This window comes from Pseudomonas sp. TE12234 (assembly GCF_054061835.1).
Map to the genome: position 1 here is coordinate 109,298 of NZ_JBSSEP010000007.1, position 20,255 is coordinate 129,552.

Here is a 20,255-nt window from a genome sequence, read left to right on the forward strand (position 1 = left end):
TTTTCTGGATAAACGCGTTGCTCTCAGGTTCTTCGCGAGCAAGCTCGCTCCTGCAAGTGGATTGCGCAACCCTTCGACGTTAGCGCAGAAGAAAAGGCACCGCATCCCACCATAAAAAAATGCCCCGTATCGATTGATACGGGGCATTTCGGTTTGCTGCTTGATCGGCCCGCTCGTGACGGGCCGGATAAGCTTAGGCCAGGGCTTCCTGGCGCTTGCCCAACATACGGTCACAGACTACGGCGACCACCAAAGTCATCACCGAAGGCACCAGCCAGGCCAGCCCTTGCTCACTCAGGGGCAAATGGGACAGTTGGGACGGCATCCAGTCCGCAAGACCCGCGCCCTTGAGGGCGTCGATCAGGCCAAAGAGGAACGACACCAGCATCACCGGGCCGACAATGCGGCCTTGCTCGTGCCAGAAGTCCTTGCAGAAGCTCAGCGCCACCAGGGCGATGCACGGCGGGTAGATCGCCGTGAGCACCGGAATCGAGAATGCGATCAACTTGGTGAGGCCCAGGTTGGACACCAACAGGGAAAACGCAGCCAGGATGATGACCAGCGCCTTATAGGACAGTGGCAGTACACGACTGAAGTACTCGGCACAGGCGCAGGTCAGGCCCACCGCCGTCACCAGGCACGCCAGAGAAATCAGTACCGCAAGGAAACCGCTGCCGAGGGAGCCAAAGGTGTGTTGCACGTAGGCATGCAGCACCGCCGCACCGTTGGTAGCACCAGCCGCCACTTCATGGCTGCCCGATCCCAGACGGAACAGGCTGACATAAACCAGCGCCAGCCCCACACCGGCAATCAAACCGGCGATGATCGCGTAGCGGGTGATCAGGGCCGGCGATTCGACGCCACGGGAGCGGATGGCATTGACGATGACAATGCCGAACACCAATGCGCCCAGGGTATCCATGGTCAGGTAACCATTGATGAAGCCTTGGGAGAATGGCGCCGCAACGTATTCGGGCGTTGCGTGCCCGATGTCACCGGCCGGGAGGGCGAATGCCGCGATGCCCAGCACCGCCAGGGCAATGATCTTCAAGGGCGCGAGGAAGCGCCCGACCGTGTCCAGCAAGCGGCCCGGGTACAGGGAGATGAAGAACACCAGCAGGAAGTAGACCGAGCTGTACAGGAACAGCGCCAGCGGGCTTTCGCCGGTCAACGGCGCCAGGCCCACTTCGAACGATACGGTCGCGGTACGTGGTGTCGCGAACAGCGGACCAACAGCCAGATAGCACGCCGCCGCCAGCAGTCCACCAGCGACTTTACCGATCGGACTGCTCAAGGCATCCATCGCACCACCGACCTTGGCCAGTGCGACAACGGTGATCACCGGCAGACCGACGGCGGTGACCAGGAAACCCAGCGCCGCCATCCAGACATTGGGCCCGGACTGCAAACCGACGATAGGTGGGAAGATGATGTTGCCGGCCCCGACAAACAGGGCAAACGTCATAAAACCAAGTGCCAGGATGTCCTGGCCTTTCAACACTTTCATTAAGGAAATACCACACTACTGAATCGGAATTTAGAGAGGGATTTCCCTATGGGTGAGGGAAATGCTGTCGGTCCGTATGAGACTGACCCGTTTAGCGCGTCGCTGCCTTGTGGGCCGCGGACGCAAAAATGGCGCGTATCCTAACGAATTTGAGCGTCAAGCGCACTGTTAAGGGGCGAACTATCCGATACACGACATTTCCGTGTCGTGTTTACGCCTATATTTTTCCACTAACCCCCTGTGGCGAGGGAGCTTGCTCCCCCGCCACGATAGCCTCGGGCATTTCCAAGAACCGGAAACGACAAAGGCCACCCGAAGGTGGCCTTTGCCTGGTGAAGCGTCAGTTAAGCGCGAAGCTTACTTGACAGCCCAGCCAGTCAGCTCGGCCAGGGCCTTGCCGATGTCTGCCAGCGAACGCACGGTTTTAACGCCTGCGTCTTGCAGAGCAGCGAATTTCTCGTCTGCAGTGCCTTTGCCGCCAGAGATGATTGCGCCAGCATGGCCCATGCGCTTGCCCGGAGGAGCAGTCACACCAGCGATGTAGGAAACAACCGGCTTGGTCACGTGTGCCTTGATGTAGGCAGCCGCTTCTTCTTCAGCCGAACCGCCGATCTCGCCGATCATCACGATCGCTTCGGTCTTCGGGTCTTCCTGGAACAGCTTCAGGATGTCGATGAAGTTCGAACCCGGGATCGGGTCACCACCGATGCCGACGCAAGTCGACTGACCGAAACCGGCGTCAGTCGTTTGCTTCACAGCTTCGTAGGTCAGGGTGCCGGAACGGGAAACGATACCGACCTTGCCTGGCAAGTGAATGTGACCTGGCATGATGCCGATCTTGCATTCGCCTGGAGTGATCACGCCTGGGCAGTTAGGGCCGATCAGGATTACACCCAGCTCGTCGCACTTAACTTTAGCGTCCAGCATGTCCAGGGTAGGAATGCCTTCGGTGATGCAAACGATCAGCTTGATGCCGCCGAAAGCAGCTTCCAGGATCGAGTCCTTGCAGAAAGGAGCCGGAACGTAGATCACGCTGGCGGTAGCGCCAGTGGCAGCTACAGCGTCTTTCACAGTGTTGAACACTGGCAGACCCAGGTGCTCGGTGCCGCCTTTGCCTGGAGTTACACCACCAACCATCTTGGTGCCGTACTCGATGGCTTGCTGGGTGTGGAAACTACCTTGCGAACCGGTAATACCCTGGCAGATAACTTTGGTGTCTTTATTGATCAGGACGCTCATTATTTGCCCTCCGCAGCTTTGACAACTTGTTGAGCAGCGTCGGTCAGGCTGGTAGCAGCGATGATGTTCAAACCGCTTTCTGCCAGTACTTTAGCGCCCAGCTCAGCGTTGTTGCCTTCAAGGCGAACAACAACCGGGATTTTCACGCCGACTTCTTTCACGGCGCCGATGATGCCTTCGGCAATCATGTCGCAACGAACGATGCCGCCGAAGATGTTGACCAGTACTGCAGCGACGTTGGTGTCGGACAGGATGATCTTGAAGGCTTCGGTCACGCGCTCTTTGGTAGCACCACCACCTACGTCGAGGAAGTTGGCTGGCTTGCCGCCGTGCAGGTTGACGATGTCCATGGTACCCATGGCCAGGCCGGCACCGTTGACCATGCAGCCGATGTTGCCTTCCAGTGCCACGTAGTTCAGTTCGAACTTGGCAGCGTGCGCTTCGCGCGGATCGTCTTGCGACGGATCGTGGAAAGTCTTCAGCTTAGGCTGACGGTACATGGCGTTGGCGTCGATGTTGATCTTGGCGTCCAGGCAGTGCAGATCGCCGTCAGCCTTGATCACCAGCGGGTTCACTTCCAGCAGGGCCAGATCGTGATCCTGGAACAGTTTGGCCAGACCTACGAAGATCTTGGCGAACTGGGCAACTTGCTTGCCTTCCAGACCCAACTGGAATGCCAGCTCGCGACCCTGGAACGGCTGAGCGCCAACCAGTGGATCGATAGTGGCTTTCAGAATTTTTTCTGGAGTGTCGTGAGCGATTTTCTCGATGTCCACGCCACCTTCGGTGGAAGCCATGAACACGATGCGGCGGCTCGAACGGTCAACGACAGCGCCCAGGTACAGCTCTTTAGCGATATCAGTGCACGATTCAACCAGGATCTTGGTGACTGGCTGACCATTGGCGTCAGTCTGGTAAGTCACCAGACGCTTGCCCAGCCACTGCTGTGCGAAGGCTTTGGCGTCTTCTTTGTTGCGAACCAGCTTGACGCCGCCCGCTTTACCGCGACCACCGGCGTGAACCTGGGCTTTGACAACCCACTCGCTGCCGCCGATTTTGTCGCAAGCTTCTGCTGCTGCTTCCGGGGTGTCTACCGCGTAACCGGTGGATACTGGCAGGCCGTACTCAGCGAACAGCTGCTTACCCTGATACTCGTGAAGATTCATGCTTATTACCGTCTTCGTTAGGTACTGCGCATTCGGTGCTGCACTTATTGAAGTGCCGCACCACCTGTGACTGCTGCTTGCGTAGCTGAGCTACGCAAGACTGCGTCCAGCGGACATTCCGCGGTGAGTCTTGCACGCAAGGCTCACGACGGGCCGCAACCGCCGTGGTTTCTTATTGTCTTTTCAGACATTTGAAAACTGCTGCGCTAGGAAATACTGCGTTAAAAACAGGTTCGGAATGCTCATTGACTGACGTCAACTCCGCTTCCTCGCCTGTTTTTGCCTTGTCTTTCCTTCGCTCGCTACGTTTTCAAATTGCCTTCAACGCTTCTTGCGGTTGGCGATGTGGATGGCGCCGCCATTCACAGCCAGGGCTGCTTCGTGCAGGGCTTCGGACAGGGTCGGATGGGAGAAGACCATCATGCCCAGGTCTTCAGCGCTGGTGCCGAACTCCATACCGATTGCGCCCTGCTGAACCAGTTCTGCAGCGCTTGGGCCAATCACGTGGACGCCCAATACGCGGTCTGTCTTGGCATCTGCGATAACCTTGACGAAACCACCGGTATCGTTGGCAGCCATGGCACGGCCAGAAGCTGCGAACGGGAAGGTGCCGACGTTAACTTCAACGCCTTCAGCTTTCAAGGCCTGCTCGGTTTTACCCACCCACGCAATTTCCGGGTGAGTATAAATAACCGAAGGGATCAGGTCATAGTTCATTTGAGCCTTGTGGCCCTTGATGCGCTCGACAACCATGATGCCCTCTTCCGAGGCCTTGTGAGCCAGCATCATGCCGCGAACCACGTCACCGATGGCGTAGACGCCCGGTACGGTGGTGGCGCAATGATCATCAACGTGCACGAAACCGCGCTCGTCCAGGGTCACGCCGCTGTCGGCAGCCAGCAGATCGGTGGTCACCGGACGGCGACCAACGGCTACGATCAGCTTGTCGAAAGTGATGGTCTGTTCGCCGTTGGCATCGGTGTAGTTCACAACGACTTCGTCGCCGTTCACCTTGGAACCGGTCACGCGAGCGCCCAGCTTGATGTCCAGGCCCTGTTTGGTCAGGGTTTTCAGCGCTTCCTTGGAAACAGCGGTGTCGGCTGCCATCAGGAAGGTGTCCAGGGCTTCCAGAACAGTCACTTCTGCACCCAGACGCGACCAGACCGAACCCAGTTCCAGACCGATCACGCCAGCGCCGATTACGCCCAGACGCTTAGGTACGGATTGGAATTCCAGAGCGCCAGTCGAATCGACGATGACTTTCTGATCAACCGGAGCCGGCGGAATGTCGATCGGGCGAGAACCTGGAGCCAGGATGACGTTTTCAGCTTCGATGATTTCAACCGAACCGTCTGGCTTGGTGACTTCGACTTTTTTGCCGGCCAGCAGTTTGCCGTGGCCCTGGATCGAAGTAACGCCGTTGGCCTTGAACAGGGTGGCAACGCCGCCGGTCAGGTTCTTGACGATGCCAGCCTTGCGGCCAACCATCGCAGCGACGTCCATTTTGACTTCGCCGGTCGAGATGCCGTGAACGTTGAAGCTCTCTTTGGCTTCCTTGTACTTCCAGGAGCTGTCCAGCAGCGCCTTGGACGGAATGCAGCCGACGTTCAGGCAAGTACCGCCGAGGGCTTGCTTGCCTTCAGCGTCGGTGTACTTCTCGATGCAGGCAGTGGTGAGACCCAGCTGCGCGGCCTTGATGGCAGCCACATAGCCGCCAGGGCCGGCACCGATCACTACTACGTCAAATTTCTGCGACATTCAAAAAATCCTCTTTAGCGAAAAGCTTGAAGCCGCGAGCTGCAAGCCGGGCTGCGGGTTTTCCGACAGCTCGAGCCTGCAGCTCATGGCTGCTTCTATCAGATATCCAGCAACAGACGAGCCGGATCTTCCAGCAGGTTCTTGATGGTCACCAGGAAGGTTACAGCTTCTTTGCCATCGATCAGACGGTGATCGTAGGACAGTGCCAGGTACATCATCGGACGGATCACGACTTGGCCGTTGATCGCCATAGGACGCTGGATGATGTTGTGCATACCCAGAATCGCTGCTTGCGGCGGGTTGACGATCGGAGTCGACATCATCGAACCGAAGGTACCACCGTTGGTGATGGTGAACGTACCACCGGTCATCTCTTCCATCGACAGTTTGCCGTCACGGGCTTTCTTGCCGAAAGTGGCGATGCCGCCTTCGATTTCAGCCAGGCTCATCAGTTCGGCGTTACGCAGAACCGGTACAACCAGGCCGCGGTCGCTGGAAACAGCCACACCGACGTCAGCATAACCGTGGTAAACGATGTCGGAGCCGTCGATCGACGCGTTGACTGCCGGGAAGCGTTTCAGCGCTTCGGTGGCCGCTTTCACGAAGAACGACATGAAGCCCAGGCGCACGCCGTTGTGGGACTTCTCGAACAGGTCCTTGTACTTCGAACGCAGCGCCATGACTTCGGTCATGTCGACTTCGTTGAACGTGGTCAGCATCGCCATGTTCGATTGAGCTTCAACCAGACGCTCGGCAACCTTGGCACGCAGGCGGGTCATCGGAACGCGTTTTTCAACGCGGTCACCGGCAGCGAAAACCGGAGCAGCGGCAGCCGGAGCAGCAGCCTTGGCAGGTGCGGCAGCCGGAGCGGCCTTCTTGGCAGCAACGGCTGCAACCACGTCTTCCTTGGTCACACGACCGCCTTTGCCAGTACCGGCAACGGAAGCGATGTTGATGCCATTCTCTTCAGCCAGCTTGCGAGCAGCCGGTGCAGCAACAGGATCGTCTTCGCCTTCGGCAGCCGGAGCAGCAGCCTGGGCAGCAGGAGCGGCAGCGGCTGGAGCAGCGGCAGCAGCGCCGCCTTCAACGATGGAGCCCAGGACTTCGTCGGACAGAACGGTGTCGCCTTCGTTCTTGACGATAGCGCCCAGCACGCCGTCAGCAGTGGCCAGAACTTCCAGTACGACTTTGTCGGTTTCGATGTCGACGATCAGTTCGTCACGTTTGACGGCGTCGCCCGGTTTTTTGTGCCAGGTGGCAACGGTGCCATCGGCAACCGATTCCGGGAAAGTGGGGGCTTTGATCTCGATAGCCATTATCTGTGGTTCCTTAAATTCGGTTTCAGGTGCGCGAAGGCGTTAAACAGTAAAGGCGTCTTTCAGCAGTTGTTCCTGCTGTTCGGCGTGCATCGATGCGTAACCACAAGCAGGTGCAGCAGAAGCCTCACGGCCCGCGTACTCGAGTACGAGAGACTTGTTGAGGTTGCTGATGCTGCGACGCAGGTGGTGTTGGCTGCAGTACCAGGCACCCTGGTTCATCGGCTCTTCCTGGCACCAGACGGCATGCTTGGCGTTGGTGTAAGGAGCCAGGACTTCTTTCAAGTCGTCCTCAGGGAATGGGTACAGCTGCTCGATACGCACGATGGCAATGTCGTCACGGCCTTCGGCACGGCGTTTTTCCAGCAGGTCGTAGTAGACCTTGCCGCTACACAGAACAACGCGCTCGACCTTTTTCGGGTCCAGGGCATCGATTTCCGGAATAACGGTCTGGAACGAACCTTCGGCCAGATCTTCCAGGGTCGAGATGGCCAGCTTGTGACGCAGCAGCGACTTCGGAGTCAGGACTACCAGAGGTTTGCGCAGCGGGCGAATCACCTGACGGCGCAGCAAGTGGTAGATCTGAGCCGGCGTCGTCGGCATGCACACCTGAATGTTGTGCTCGGCGCACAGCTGCAGGTAACGCTCAAGACGAGCCGAGGAGTGCTCTGGACCCTGACCTTCATAACCGTGCGGCAGCAGCATGGTCAGACCGCACAGACGGCCCCACTTGTGCTCGCCACTGGTGATGAACTGGTCAATCACTACCTGGGCGCCGTTGGCGAAGTCGCCGAACTGGGCTTCCCAGATAACCAGGGCATTCGGCGTGGTGGTCGAGTAACCGTACTCGAACGCCAGCACCGCTTCTTCAGACAGGAACGAGTCGTACAGATCGAAACGCGGCTGACCGTCGTACAGGTTCTGCAGCGGGATGTAGGTGCCCGCGTCTTTCTGGTTGTGCAGCACGGCGTGACGGTGCGAGAACGTACCGCGGCCGATGTCCTGACCGGTCATGCGAATCGGGTGACCTTCGAACGCCAGGGTCGCGTACGCCATGGTTTCGGCGTAACCCCAGTTGATCGGCAGGCCGCCGGCTTGCATTTTCTGACGGTCTTCGTAGATCTTGGCAACCTGGCGCTGCACCACGAAGCCTTCCGGAATTTCCAGCAGCTTGGCGGACAGTTCCTGCAGGGTTTTCAGGTCGAAACGAGTGTCGTGACGCGCAGTCCAGGCGTGGCCCAGGTACGGACGCCAGTCCACGAACAACTCTTTGTTCGGCTCTTTGACCAGGCTTTTCACTACGTGCAGACCATTGTCCAGCGCATTGCGGTATTCATCGACTTTCGCCTGAACACGCTCTGCGTCCAGCACACCGCTCTGAGTCAGACGATCGGCATACAGCTCACGGGTGGTGCGCTGCTTGGTGATCTGCTGATACATCAGAGGCTGGGTGCCGCTTGGTTCGTCGGCCTCGTTGTGGCCGCGACGACGGTAGCAGACCAGATCGATCACCACGTCACGCTTGAACTGCATGCGGTAGTCGATGGCCAGCTGGGTCACGAACAATACGGCTTCCGGATCATCACCATTCACATGGAGGATCGGCGCCTGGATCATCTTCGCAACGTCGGTGGCGTACTCGGTGGAACGCGAGTCCAGCGGGTTGCTGATGGTGAAACCGACCTGGTTGTTGATCACGATGTGCACGGTACCGCCGGTCTTGAAACCGCGGGTCTGCGACATCTGGAAGGTTTCCATGACCACGCCTTGACCGGCAAATGCCGCGTCGCCGTGGATGGAGATCGGCAAAACCTTCTCGCCGGTAGGGTCGTTGCGACGATCCTGACGGGCACGGACCGAACCCTCGACCACTGGAGAAACGATTTCCAGGTGGGACGGGTTGAAAGCCATGGCCAGGTGAACTTCACCACCGGTGGTCATCACGTTGGACGAGAAGCCCTGGTGGTATTTAACGTCACCGGAGCCCAGCTCGACCTTCTTCTTGCCTTCGAACTCATCGAACAGTTCGCGCGGGTTCTTGCCGAAGGTGTTGACCAGCACGTTCAGACGGCCACGGTGGGCCATGCCGATGACGATTTCCTTGGTGCCGTAGGAACCGGAACGCTGGATCAACTCGTCGAGCATCGGAATCAGGCTCTCGCCGCCTTCCAGACCAAAACGCTTGGTGCCCGGGTATTTGGTACCCAGGTATTTTTCCAGGCCTTCACCGGCAGTGACGCGCTCGAGCAGGTGGCTCTTGATGTCAGCGGAGTACGTCGGACGACCACGCACGCTTTCCAGACGCTGCTGGAACCACTGGCGCTGCTCGGAATCGGTGATGTGCGTAAATTCAGCGCCGATGGTGCGGCAATATGTCTGCTGCAACGCTTCGTGAATTTCGCGTAGGCTCGCTTCCTCTTTGCCGATGAACAGGTCGCCGGCACGGAAGGTCGTATCAAGATCGGCATTGGTCAAGCCGTAATGATTGATCGACAGGTCTGCAGGTGCAGGACGCTGCCACAGCCCCAGCGGGTCAAGCTGGGCTGCCTGGTGGCCACGCATACGGTAGGCCTGGATCAATCGCAGCACTTCAACTTGCTTCTTCTCGTGCTCACTGCTCACGCTGCCGGCGGAAACCGGTTGAGCGCGGCGCTGGTTCTTTGCCAGCAAGACGAAATGATCGCGAATTGTGGAGTGCGAAACATCGGTGGCAGGGTTGCCGTCAGCAGGCAACTTCTGGAAGTAGGTGCGCCACTCTTCTGGCACAGCGTTAGGGTCGTGCAGGTAGAGCTCGTAGAGCTCTTCCACATAGGCAGCGTTACTACCGGATAGGTAGGCGCTGTTCCACATGCGCTGCATCACGCTTTCTTGCATGCTTGGTCACCCTCGGTTAGGGGAACACCATCGGTGTCGACACCGAGCAAACTTGCAGAAGTCCGAATGCAGCGACCAAAACAAGCCACTAGGATCACACTGATAGTCCGGGTACCAGCCCGGATGCCCCTGCTTGTCTCATTTCTTCAAAATAAGAGCGGCAGCTTTTTGAGCTGCTGCTCAGGTTAAAACTACGGTGCCGGTTGAAGCCTGCACCGTAGCATCTACGGGTACAGCGGTCCTACGGGTACAGCAGCTGAATCACACGCCGCTGGAAAGCAGCATGTTACGAATGTGACCGATGGCCTTAGTCGGGTTCAGGCCCTTCGGACAAACGTTGACGCAGTTCATGATCCCCCGGCAGCGGAATACGCTGAACGGGTCATCCAGCGAAGCCAGACGCTCGGACGTCTTGGTGTCGCGGCTGTCTGCCAGGAAGCGATACGCTTGCAGCAGTGCAGCTGGACCCAGGAACTTGTCCGGGTTCCACCAGAAGGACGGGCAAGAGGTCGAGCAGCAAGCGCACAGGATGCACTCGTACAGACCATCGAGCTTTTCACGCTCTTCAGGGGACTGCAGACGCTCGATGGCCGGAGCCGGCGTGTCGTTCTGCAGGTAAGGCTTAACCTTCTCGTATTGCTTGTAGAAGATGCTCATATCGACGACCAGGTCACGGATAACCGGCAAACCTGGCAGAGGACGAATGATCAACTTGTTACCTTTTACGACGGCAGACAGCGGCGTGACGCACGCCAGGCCGTTTTTGCCGTTGATGTTCATGCCGTCGGAACCGCAAACACCTTCACGGCAAGAGCGACGATAGGAGAAACCTTCGTCCTGCTCTTTGATCAGTGCCAGTACGTCCAGCACCATCAGGTCTTTACCACCGGTATCAACCTGGAATTCCTGCATGAACGGCGCAGCGTCCTGATCAGGGTTGTAACGATAAACACTGACTTGCAACATGGCGGCCACCCTTAATAAGTCCGAATCTTAGGTTCAAAAGTCGGAACAGTTTTCGGCGAGAAGTTTACGGCACGCTTGGCGACGCGTTTCTCACCCGGGAAGTACAGGGTGTGGCACAGCCAGTTTTCGTCGTCACGATCTTCGTAGTCTTCACGGGCGTGAGCGCCACGGGATTCCTTACGTACTTCGGCGGCGATGGCGGTAGCTTCAGCCACTTCCAGCAGGTTCTGCAGCTCAAGAGCTTCGATACGCGCCGTGTTGAACGCCTGCGACTTGTCGTTGATCTTGACGTTGGCGATGCGCTTGCGCAGATCAGCCAGCTGGGCAATACCCTTCTGCATGTATTCGCCAGTACGGAATACACCGAAGTAGTTCTGCATGCAGCTTTGCAGCTCGCGACGCAGGGTCGCCACGTCTTCACCATCGGTACGCTCGTTCAGAGCGGACAGGCGTGCCAGGGCCGCATTGATGTCGGCGTCGGTAGCGTCGTCGTATTCGATACCGTCGGTCAGCGCCTTTTCCAGGTGCAGGCCGGCAGCACGGCCGAATACCACCAGGTCGAGCAGCGAGTTGCCGCCCAGACGGTTGGCACCGTGAACCGATACGCAAGCCACTTCGCCTACAGCGAACAGACCAGGGATGATGGTGTCTACGCCATCGGCATCCTGAGTGATCGCCTGACCGTGAATGTTGGTGGCAACGCCGCCCATCATATAGTGGCAGGTCGGAACAACCGGAACCGGAGCAACAACCGGGTCAACGTGAGCAAAGGTTTTCGACAGTTCGCAGATACCTGGCAGACGGCTGTGCAGCACTTCCTCGCCCAGGTGATCGAGCTTGAGCATTACGTGGTCGCCGTTCGGGCCACAGCCGTTACCGGCAATGATTTCTTTAACCATCGAACGGGCAACAACGTCACGACCCGCCAGGTCTTTGGCGTTCGGAGCATAACGCTCCATGAAACGCTCGCCGTGCTTGTTGATCAGGTAACCACCTTCACCACGGCAACCTTCAGTCACCAGTACACCGGCGCCGGCGATGCCGGTCGGGTGGAACTGCCACATTTCGATGTCTTGCACCGGAACGCCAGCACGCAGAGCCATGCCAACGCCGTCGCCGGTGTTGATCAGGGCGTTGGTGGTGGACGCGTAGATGCGACCTGCACCGCCGGTCGCCAGAACGGTAGCCTTGGCACGGATGTAGGTGGTTTCACCGGTTTCGATGCAGATTGCGATCACACCGACGAACTCGCCTTTCTGGTTTCTCACCAGGTCGACAGCGTAGTACTCGTTCAGGAACGTGGTACCGGCTTTCAGGTTGCCCTGATAAAGAGTGTGCAGCAGTGCGTGACCGGTACGGTCGGATGCCGCGCAAGTACGCGCAGCCTGGCCGCCCTTGCCGTAGTCCTTGGACTGACCGCCGAACGGACGCTGGTAGATGCGACCGGTTTCGGTACGGGAGAATGGCAGACCCATGTGGTCCAGTTCGAAAACTGCAGCCGGGCCTTCCTGACACATGTATTCGATAGCGTCCTGGTCACCGATGTAGTCGGAACCCTTGACGGTATCGTACATGTGCCAGCGCCAGTCATCGTTCGGGTCAGCGGACGCGATGGCGCAGGTGATACCACCCTGTGCCGATACGGTGTGCGAACGAGTCGGGAAAACCTTGGTGATTACGGCAGTCTTGTGACCGCCTTGTGCCAATTGCAGCGCTGCGCGCATGCCAGCACCGCCACCACCAATAATGATGGCGTCGAAAGAAATCGTTGGAATGTTAGCCATGACTCAGATACCCCAGAGAATCTGCACACCCCAGACGAAGTAAGCGAACATCGCAACGCCGCATACTGCCTGGAAAAGGAAACGTACAGCAGTCGCGGACTTGCCGAACGCCATTGGCGTCAGGTAGTCGGTCGCGATGGTCCACATGCCGACCCAGGCGTGAGCGCCGAGGGCAACGAGGGCCAGGAGACTGAAAATACGCATCCAGTTGTTGGCGAACAGTTCATGCCACTGGGCATAGCCGAGACCCGGGTGGGCAACGACGTATCCGATCAGGAAAATGAAGTAAGCCGCGAGAACGACCGCAGACACACGTTGCGCCATCCAGTCATAGAGGCCCGAACGCGACAGGTTCGTGACGTTAGTTACCATATCCAAACTCCTGCCAGAACGATTACCACCACGGAAACGGCGATAACGATTTTCGAGCCCAGTTTGCCGCCTTCCAGCGTCTCACCGATGCCCATGTCCATGATCAAGTGGCGCACACCGGCAACCAAGTGATACAGCAGAGCGGACAGGATGCCCCAAATCACTAGCTTCGCTAGCGGACTGGTCAGACACGCTTTCACCTGACCGAAGCCTTCCTCGGAGCTCAGCGACTTGTCCAATGCGTAAAGCATGATGGCAAGGCACACGAAGAGGATGACACCGGAGATACGGTGAAGAATGGACGTGTAAGCAGTGACTGGGAGTTTGATGGTCCTTAGGTCTAGGTTTACAGGTCGTTGGCTTTTCACGGCTTTTTTTTCACACTGAAGAGCCCCTAACAATCAGGGCAAAGTTGTTGGGGAGTGCACTGGTCAGGTAACCACCACCCAGGGAGGCGACCCCCAATAAAGCAAGCCCAAAAGCCCTTGGCGGTCGGCTGCCGAGTATAGACAGTTAGGCTACTAATGACAACGCAAACACCTCACCCAAACAGCGGATTGCGCATCTGGCATAAAAGGCGTAAATGGCAGGCAATTTCGACAAAAAAGTCCGGTTAAAGCCTTCTGGAGCAAGACTTTAGGCAAATTGACATTCGAATTTATCTCACTATAGTGGTGCGGGCCCTGCGTGGGGGGTCTGTCTGATGATTTCAAGCATAAATAGGAGGCCACATGGCTGACAAAAAAGCGCAGTTGATCATCGAGGGCGCAGCCCCCGTCGAGCTGCCCATTTTAACCGGCACCGTTGGTCCCGATGTTATCGATGTTCGGGGCCTCACGGCCACGGGCCGTTTCACCTTCGACCCTGGCTTCATGTCGACCGCCTCCTGCGAGTCGAAGATCACCTATATCGACGGCGACAACGGCATTCTGCTGCACCGCGGCTACCCGATCGAACAGCTGGCTGAAAAGTCGGACTACCTGGAAACCTGCTACCTGCTGCTCAATGGCGAGTTGCCAACCGCAGAACAGAAGGCCCAGTTCGTCGGCACCGTGAAGAACCACACCATGGTTCACGAGCAGCTGAAGACCTTCTTCAACGGCTTCCGCCGCGACGCCCACCCGATGGCCGTCATGTGCGGCGTAGTCGGCGCCCTCTCGGCCTTCTACCACGACTCCCTGGACATCAATAACCCGCAGCATCGCGAAATCTCCGCGATCCGCCTGGTTGCCAAGATGCCGACCCTGGCAGCGATGGTTTACAAGTACTCCATGGGCCAACCCATGATGTACCCGCGCAACGACCTGTCGTATGCGGAAAACTTCCTGCACATGATGTTCAACACCCCGTGCGAGATCAAACCGATCAGCCCGGTACTCGCCAAGGCCATGGACCGGATCTTTATCCTCCACGCCGACCACGAGCAAAACGCTTCGACCTCCACCGTACGCCTGGCCGGCTCTTCGGGTGCCAACCCGTTCGCCTGTATCGCCGCCGGTATCGCTGCACTGTGGGGCCCTGCCCACGGCGGCGCCAACGAGGCCGTTCTGACCATGCTTGATGAGATTGGCGATGTTTCCAACATCGACAAGTTCATTGCCAAGGCCAAGGACAAGAACGATCCGTTCAAACTGATGGGCTTCGGTCACCGCGTTTACAAAAACCGCGACCCGCGCGCTACCGTCATGAAGCAGACCTGCGACGAAGTATTGAAGGAACTGGGCATCCAGAACGATCCGCAACTCGAACTGGCCATGCGCCTGGAAGAGATCGCCCTGACCGACCCTTACTTCATCGAGCGCTCGCTCTACCCGAACGTCGACTTCTACTCGGGGATCATCCTCAAGGCGATCGGCATTCCAACCAGCATGTTTACCGTAATCTTCGCCCTGGCGCGGACTGTCGGCTGGATCTCCCACTGGAAAGAAATGCTCTCCAGCCCGTACAAGATTGGCCGCCCGCGCCAGCTGTACACTGGCTACGAGTCGCGTGACATCACCAAGCTGGAAGACCGCAAGTAAGACCTGTCTTGCGATAACGTCTTGGGTTGCACCGGAAACGGCCTCTATTTATATAGAGGCCGTTTTTTTGTTTGTGCGCTTTCTTTTGCGCGTCTTTACATATCCGCTCGGTCGGTAACGATAACGCGCCCTGTCTAACCGTCCGAGTTATCCGCTAGTTTTTTAGCAATCAAGCTCGCCCCTACCTTCCTATCGGGGGGATATTCACGGAATCGTGCGATCACCGCCCAATAAAAAATGCCCCGATCTTTCGACCGGGGCATCTTTTACAACTGCGTTACTTATATAAAAGCATGAAGCCTTAGTGCGAAACCGCCCCACTCGCGCCCAGCCCGGTCTGCGAGCGAACAAATTGCGGGAAGAACAGCGCCCGCTCATTATCAGCCGCCGCCGACTTGTCGGTGATCGAGAAGAACCAGATACCGATGAAGGCAATGATCATCGAGAACAGCGCCGGGTACTCATACGGGAAGATGGCCTTCTCGTGATGCAGAATCTGCACCCAGATGGTTGGCCCAAGGATCATCAAGCCCACAGCACTCACCAGACCCAACCAGCCACCGACCATCGCACCCCGAGTGGTCAGCTTCTTCCAGTACATCGAAAGCAGCAGCACCGGGAAGTTACAGCTCGCCGCGATGGAGAATGCCAGGCCTACCATGAACGCGATGTTCTGGCTTTCGAACAAAATGCCCAGGCCGATCGCCAGCACGCCCAAAATGACGGTGGTGATTTTCGAAACCCGGATTTCGTCCTTGTCGTTGGCCTTGCCCTTCTTGATCACACTGGCGTACAGGTCATGAGACACCGCCGAGGCACCGGCCAGGGTCAAACCGGCAACCACTGCCAGAATGGTCGCGAACGCCACTGCCGAGATGAAGCCCAGGAAAATACTGCCACCCACCGCATTGGCCAGGTGCACCGCCGCCATGTTGTTACCACCCAACAGCGCGCCGGCCGCATCTTTAAAGGCCGGATTGGTGCTGACCAGCAGGATCGCGCCGAAGCCGATGATGAAGGTCAGGATGTAGAAGTAGCCAATGAAGCCGGTTGCGTACAGAACACTCTTACGCGCTTCTTTCGCGTCACTCACGGTGAAGAAACGCATCAGGATGTGCGGCAGGCCAGCGGTACCGAACATCAGAGCCAGACCAAGAGAGAATGCCGAAATCGGATCCTTCACCAGACCACCGGGGCTCATGATCGCCTCACCTTTAGGGTGAACCTTGATCGCCTCGGAAAACAGCATGTTGAAGTCGAAGTTGACGTGCTTCATCACCATCAGCGCCATGAACGAAGCACCGGACAGCAGCAACACCGCCTTGATGATTTGCACCCAGGTGGTCGCCAGCATGCCGCCAAACAGCACGTACATGCACATCAGGATGCCTACCAGTATCACTGCAACGTAGTAGTCGAGACCGAACAGCAGCTGGATCAGCTTGCCGGCACCGACCATTTGCGCGATCAGGTAAAACGCCACCACCACCAGCGAACCGCAAGCCGACAGCGTGCGGATCTGGGTTTGCCCCAGGCGATAGGACGCCACATCGGCAAAGGTGTATTTACCCAGGTTGCGCAGACGCTCGGCGATCAGGAACAGAATGATCGGCCAGCCCACCAGAAAACCGATCGAGTAGATCAGGCCATCGTAGCCGGAGGCGAATACCAGGGCGGAAATACCCAGGAAGGACGCTGCAGACATGTAGTCACCGGCAATCGCCAGACCATTCTGCAAACCGGTGATATTGCCGCCCGCCGCATAGTAGTCGGCCGCCGACTTGTTACGCTTGGAAGCCCAGTAGGTAATGCACAGCGTCGCGCCGACGAACACCACGAACATCAGAATCGCGGCAACGTTGAGCGGTTGTTTATGCACTTCGCCGGTCAGCGCTTCGGCTGCCCAGGCGCCAGGTGCAAATGCTGCAATGCTCAATAGAGCCATTAGACGCCGGATCATTGCTGAGCCTCCTTGAGAATCGCATTGTTCAGGTCGTCGAATTCGCCATTGGCGCGTCGTACGTAAATACCGGTCAGGACGAAGGCCGAAACAATCAACCCAACGCCGATCGGTATGCCCCAGGTAATCGAAGATTCCGGGCTTATTTTCGCTCCCAGAATATGCGGCCCGTAAGCAATCAAAAGGATGAAACCGGAGTAAAGCCCTAGCATGATCGCCGAGAGAATCCAGGCGAATCGTTCTCTCTTGCTAACCAGCTCCTTGAATCGCGGGCTGTTTTGAATCGAGAGGTAAATGCTGTCGTTCATTGTTTTTATCCTCGCAGCACAGATTTAGTTGGAACGATATCCACTCTATGCGGCTGCGAGCCAGGTTCCAGACGACCTTAGTCTTAGAACGGCATGACGTTTTCGCCAAATTCCGGTCGATAAAAAACAGCCGTCACGCGACGTTAATCCATTGGCAATAAAAAGGGCCGCCCGACATGGATATCGGGCAGCCCTGTAAAGCGCGGATCAGGCGCTTGCCTTGCTCTTACTTGGTCCAGTCGGCAACACGCTCAGGGTGTTTCGCCACCCAGTCTTTTGCGGCAGCTTCAGGTTTGGCACCATCCTGGATCGCCAGCATGACTTCGCCGATTTCGTCTTTCGAGGCCCATTGGAAGTTCTTAAGGAACTTGGCCACTTCCGGTGCTTTGGTTGCCAGTTCTTTGCTGCCGATGTTGTCCACGGTTTCAGCCGCGCCATAGACGCCTTTCGGGTCTTCCAGGAAACGCAGTTTCCACTTGGCGAACATCCAGTGCGGCACCCAACCGGTGACGGCAATGGATTCGTTTTTCTTCTCGGCCCGGGTCAATTCGGCAATCATGCCGGCGCCGGAACTGGCCTTGAGTTGATAGCCGGTCAGATCGTAGTCCTTGATCGCCTGTTCGGTCTTGAGCATCACGCCTGAACCGGCATCGATACCGACAATACGCCCCTTGAAGCTGTCATCGGTTTTCAGATCCGCCAGGGACTTGGCCTTGACGTACTCCGGCACGATCAGGCCGATCTTCGCATCCTTGAAGTTCGGACCGTAGTCGACGACTTGATCCTTGTTCTTGGCCCAGTATTCGCCATGGGTTACCGGCAGCCAGGCCGACAGCATGGCATCGAGTTTGCCGGTCGCCACGCCCTGCCACATGATCCCGGTCGCAACGGCTTGCAGCTTCACGTCATAACCGAGTTTCTGCTTGATCACTTCTGCCGCTACGTGAGTAGTCGCGACGCTGTCGGACCAGCCGTCAACGTAACCGATGCTCACGGTCTTGCTTTCGGCATTGGCGAATGTGGAGCCAATCGCAAGTACCAGAGCGGCACTCGCGCCTAAAAGTCGTCGCATCTTCATCGTTACTTCCCCGAAAGTGCTGCGCTCGACGGATGCCGAGTCGCGTCTACGTATTGTTATGGTGCACAGCGCCCCCATCACGCCCACCGCAAACCCGTTCGATCATCAGCGCGTTTATCAACGAGGGAACTGACGCCTTCGATAATCAACCTGACGACAATGGCGACCTGCTCTACCAGCGACCTCAAGGCATCGAGAAACGACATCAGAAAGCCATTAATCCACGGCACAGCGAATGCACCGGCCAGTCCGCCCGAACTTTGCATGTCAAAATCATGCAGGTCACCAAGCGCACAGCAAATGCAGGTAACATGCGCGGCTTTGTTCCCAGACGGCCTGATCATGCCTGCGACATCACGCTTTCCTTTTTTTGCTTATCTATTCGCCTGCCTGCTGGGCCTCTTTGCCCTGTGTGGTTTCTGGTACGGCCTCGGCAAACCGGTGATCCTGCCGGACGTCGCCAGCGCGACGCACAAGCTGCAATGCGCCTCCTACACCCCTTTCGACAAGGATCAATCGCCGTTCGATCAACCGTTCAAGTTGCGCCCCGAGCGCATGGACGCTGACCTCGCTCTGCTGGCGACCCGCTTCGAGTGCATCCGCACTTATTCGATGACCGGTCTTGAGGCGCTGCCGGACCTGGCGCGCAAGCATGGGTTGAAGCTGATGATCGGCGCCTGGGTCAACAGCAATCCGGTGGACACCGAAAAAGAAGTCGACCTGCTGATCGCCTCGGCCAACGCCAACGCCGACGTGGTCACGGCGGTGATCGTCGGCAACGAAACCCTGTTGCGCAAGGAAGTCACCGGCGCGCAGCTGGCGAAGCTAATTAATAAAGTCAAAAGCCAGGTGAAACAGCCTGTCACTTATGCCGATGTCTGGGAGTTCTGGCTCAAGCACCCGGAAATCGCGCCTGCCGTGGATTTCCTCACCATCCATCTGCTGCCCTATTGGGAAGACGATCCTTCGAACATCGACGCCGCGCTGCAACACGTGGCCGAAGTGCGCCAGGTGTTCGGCAACAAATTCGCGCCCAAGGACGTGATGATTGGCGAGACAGGCTGGCCAAGCGAGGGCCGCCAGCGCGAAACCGCTTTGCCGAGCCGGGTCAATGAAGCCAAGTTCATTCGTGGTTTCGTGGCTATGGCCGAGCAGCAGGGCTGGCACTACAACCTGATCGAAGCCTTCGACCAACCGTGGAAGCGCGCCAGCGAGGGTGCGGTCGGCGGCTACTGGGGCCTGTTCGATGCCGATCGCCAGGACAAGGGCGTGCTGGCCGGGCCGGTGACGAACGTGCCGTACTGGTCGCAGTGGCTGGTGGTGGGTGGCTTGATCTTCCTCGGAACGCTGATCCTTGGCGGTCGTGTGCGCAGCACTCGCGCGGCACTGGTGCTGCCACTACTGGGAGCGTTGGCCGCCTGCGCGATCGGTGCCTGGGGCGACCTGGCACGGGTCACCATACGCTTTACCAGTGAATGGCTCTGGGTGGCCTTGCTGACAGCGCTGAACTTGTTGGTGCTGACTCATGCAGCACTGACGCTGAGCGCACGCACTGGCTGGCGCGAACGGGCATTCAATGCGCTGGAACGTCGGGCTGGAGGGTTGTTGGCAGTGGTCGGGTTTGCGGCCGCGGTCATGATGCTGGAAATGGTGTTCGACCCACGCTATCGCAGCTTCCCGAGCGTCGCATTCATCGTGCCGGCATTGGTTTATCTGTGCCGCCCGGTGAACGTGCCGCGTCGGGAGATTGCCTTGCTGACCTTCATCATCGGCGCCGGCATTGCGCCTCAGCTGTATCGCGAAGGTCTGCAGAACCAGCAGGCCTGGGGCTGGGCGCTGGTGAGCGTGTTGATGGTGACGGCGTTATGGCGGTGTTTGCGGGTTCGCAAGGGCTGATCTATAGCGC

Annotated in this window: 16 protein-coding genes; 2 read left to right on the plus strand and 14 right to left on the minus strand. The window is 57.8% G+C overall.

Translation table 11 applies throughout. The features are described 5' to 3' along the window. Positions 1-193: 193 nt before the first annotated feature. The 10 genes from brnQ to sdhC form a co-directional block, all read right to left on the minus strand. Entirely contained in the window at positions 194-1,507 is a 1,314-nt protein-coding gene (gene brnQ, locus ACVWYU_RS13365) for a branched-chain amino acid transport system II carrier protein (protein WP_457372884.1), read from the minus strand. 357 nt (positions 1,508-1,864) lie between these two features. Next, complete coding sequence (gene sucD / locus ACVWYU_RS13370; RefSeq protein WP_017127973.1) at positions 1,865-2,746, minus strand: succinate--CoA ligase subunit alpha; 882 nt, start codon at positions 2,744-2,746, stop codon at positions 1,865-1,867. Continuing rightward, positions 2,746-3,912, minus strand: a complete 1,167-nt coding sequence (gene sucC / locus ACVWYU_RS13375; RefSeq protein WP_003223015.1) for an ADP-forming succinate--CoA ligase subunit beta — start codon at positions 3,910-3,912, stop codon at positions 2,746-2,748. The genes sucD and sucC overlap by 1 nt, the downstream gene beginning before the upstream one ends. 321 nt (positions 3,913-4,233) lie before the next feature. Beyond that, positions 4,234-5,670 carry a dihydrolipoyl dehydrogenase gene (lpdA, locus tag ACVWYU_RS13380; protein ID WP_247257563.1) on the minus strand — a complete coding sequence of 479 codons (1,437 nt, stop codon included), beginning with the start codon at positions 5,668-5,670 and terminating at the stop codon, positions 4,234-4,236. A gap of 98 nt (positions 5,671-5,768) precedes the next feature. Continuing rightward, a complete protein-coding gene (odhB, locus tag ACVWYU_RS13385) occupies positions 5,769-6,986 on the minus strand; it encodes a 2-oxoglutarate dehydrogenase complex dihydrolipoyllysine-residue succinyltransferase (RefSeq protein ID WP_090324178.1) in 1,218 nt (405 codons plus the stop codon). A gap of 42 nt (positions 6,987-7,028) precedes the next feature. Next, complete coding sequence (locus ACVWYU_RS13390) at positions 7,029-9,860, minus strand: 2-oxoglutarate dehydrogenase E1 component (protein ID WP_457372885.1); 2,832 nt, start codon at positions 9,858-9,860, stop codon at positions 7,029-7,031. Between the two features lie 261 nt (positions 9,861-10,121). Next, entirely contained in the window at positions 10,122-10,826 is a 705-nt protein-coding gene (locus ACVWYU_RS13395) for a succinate dehydrogenase iron-sulfur subunit (RefSeq protein ID WP_090324181.1), read from the minus strand. 11 nt (positions 10,827-10,837) lie between these two features. Beyond that, entirely contained in the window at positions 10,838-12,610 is a 1,773-nt protein-coding gene (gene sdhA, locus ACVWYU_RS13400) for a succinate dehydrogenase flavoprotein subunit (protein ID WP_090324183.1), read from the minus strand. Positions 12,611-12,613: 3 nt separating this feature from the next. Further along, positions 12,614-12,982, minus strand: coding sequence for a succinate dehydrogenase, hydrophobic membrane anchor protein (gene sdhD / locus ACVWYU_RS13405; RefSeq protein ID WP_090324185.1), 369 nt, complete (start codon positions 12,980-12,982; stop codon positions 12,614-12,616). After that, positions 12,976-13,350: a succinate dehydrogenase, cytochrome b556 subunit gene (gene sdhC / locus ACVWYU_RS13410; protein ID WP_016773673.1), complete on the minus strand. Its 375-nt coding sequence runs from the start codon at positions 13,348-13,350 to the stop codon at positions 12,976-12,978. The genes sdhD and sdhC overlap by 7 nt, the downstream gene beginning before the upstream one ends. Before the next feature lie 363 nt (positions 13,351-13,713). Between sdhC and gltA the strand changes: the two genes are divergently transcribed. Continuing rightward, the gene (gene gltA / locus ACVWYU_RS13415) at positions 13,714-15,003 is read left to right on the plus strand and encodes a citrate synthase (RefSeq protein WP_007959044.1); all 1,290 of its coding nucleotides are present in this window, start codon (positions 13,714-13,716) and stop codon (positions 15,001-15,003) included. Positions 15,004-15,304: 301 nt separating this feature from the next. Here gltA and ACVWYU_RS13420 read toward each other — a convergent pair whose 3' ends face one another. The 4 genes from ACVWYU_RS13420 to ACVWYU_RS13435 all read right to left on the minus strand — a co-directional run bounded on the left by ACVWYU_RS13420 (position 15,305) and on the right by ACVWYU_RS13435 (position 18,615). Next, positions 15,305-16,963, minus strand: coding sequence for a cation acetate symporter (locus ACVWYU_RS13420; protein WP_457372886.1), 1,659 nt, complete (start codon positions 16,961-16,963; stop codon positions 15,305-15,307). After that, on the minus strand, positions 16,960-17,271 hold the full coding sequence (locus tag ACVWYU_RS13425; protein ID WP_007939152.1) for a DUF485 domain-containing protein: 312 nt from the start codon (positions 17,269-17,271) through the stop codon (positions 16,960-16,962). The genes ACVWYU_RS13420 and ACVWYU_RS13425 overlap by 4 nt, the downstream gene beginning before the upstream one ends. A 226-nt stretch (positions 17,272-17,497) precedes the next feature. Beyond that, the gene (locus tag ACVWYU_RS13430; protein WP_090324188.1) at positions 17,498-18,349 is read right to left on the minus strand and encodes a glycine betaine ABC transporter substrate-binding protein; all 852 of its coding nucleotides are present in this window, start codon (positions 18,347-18,349) and stop codon (positions 17,498-17,500) included. Positions 18,350-18,426: 77 nt separating this feature from the next. Then, complete coding sequence (locus tag ACVWYU_RS13435; RefSeq protein WP_245706717.1) at positions 18,427-18,615, minus strand: hypothetical protein; 189 nt, start codon at positions 18,613-18,615, stop codon at positions 18,427-18,429. Between the two features lie 34 nt (positions 18,616-18,649). Here ACVWYU_RS13435 and ACVWYU_RS13440 point away from each other — a divergent pair, with 34 nt between their 5' ends. Continuing rightward, the gene (locus ACVWYU_RS13440; protein WP_457372887.1) at positions 18,650-20,245 is read left to right on the plus strand and encodes a glycoside hydrolase family 17 protein; all 1,596 of its coding nucleotides are present in this window, start codon (positions 18,650-18,652) and stop codon (positions 20,243-20,245) included. The last annotated feature ends 10 nt before the right edge of the window (positions 20,246-20,255 follow it).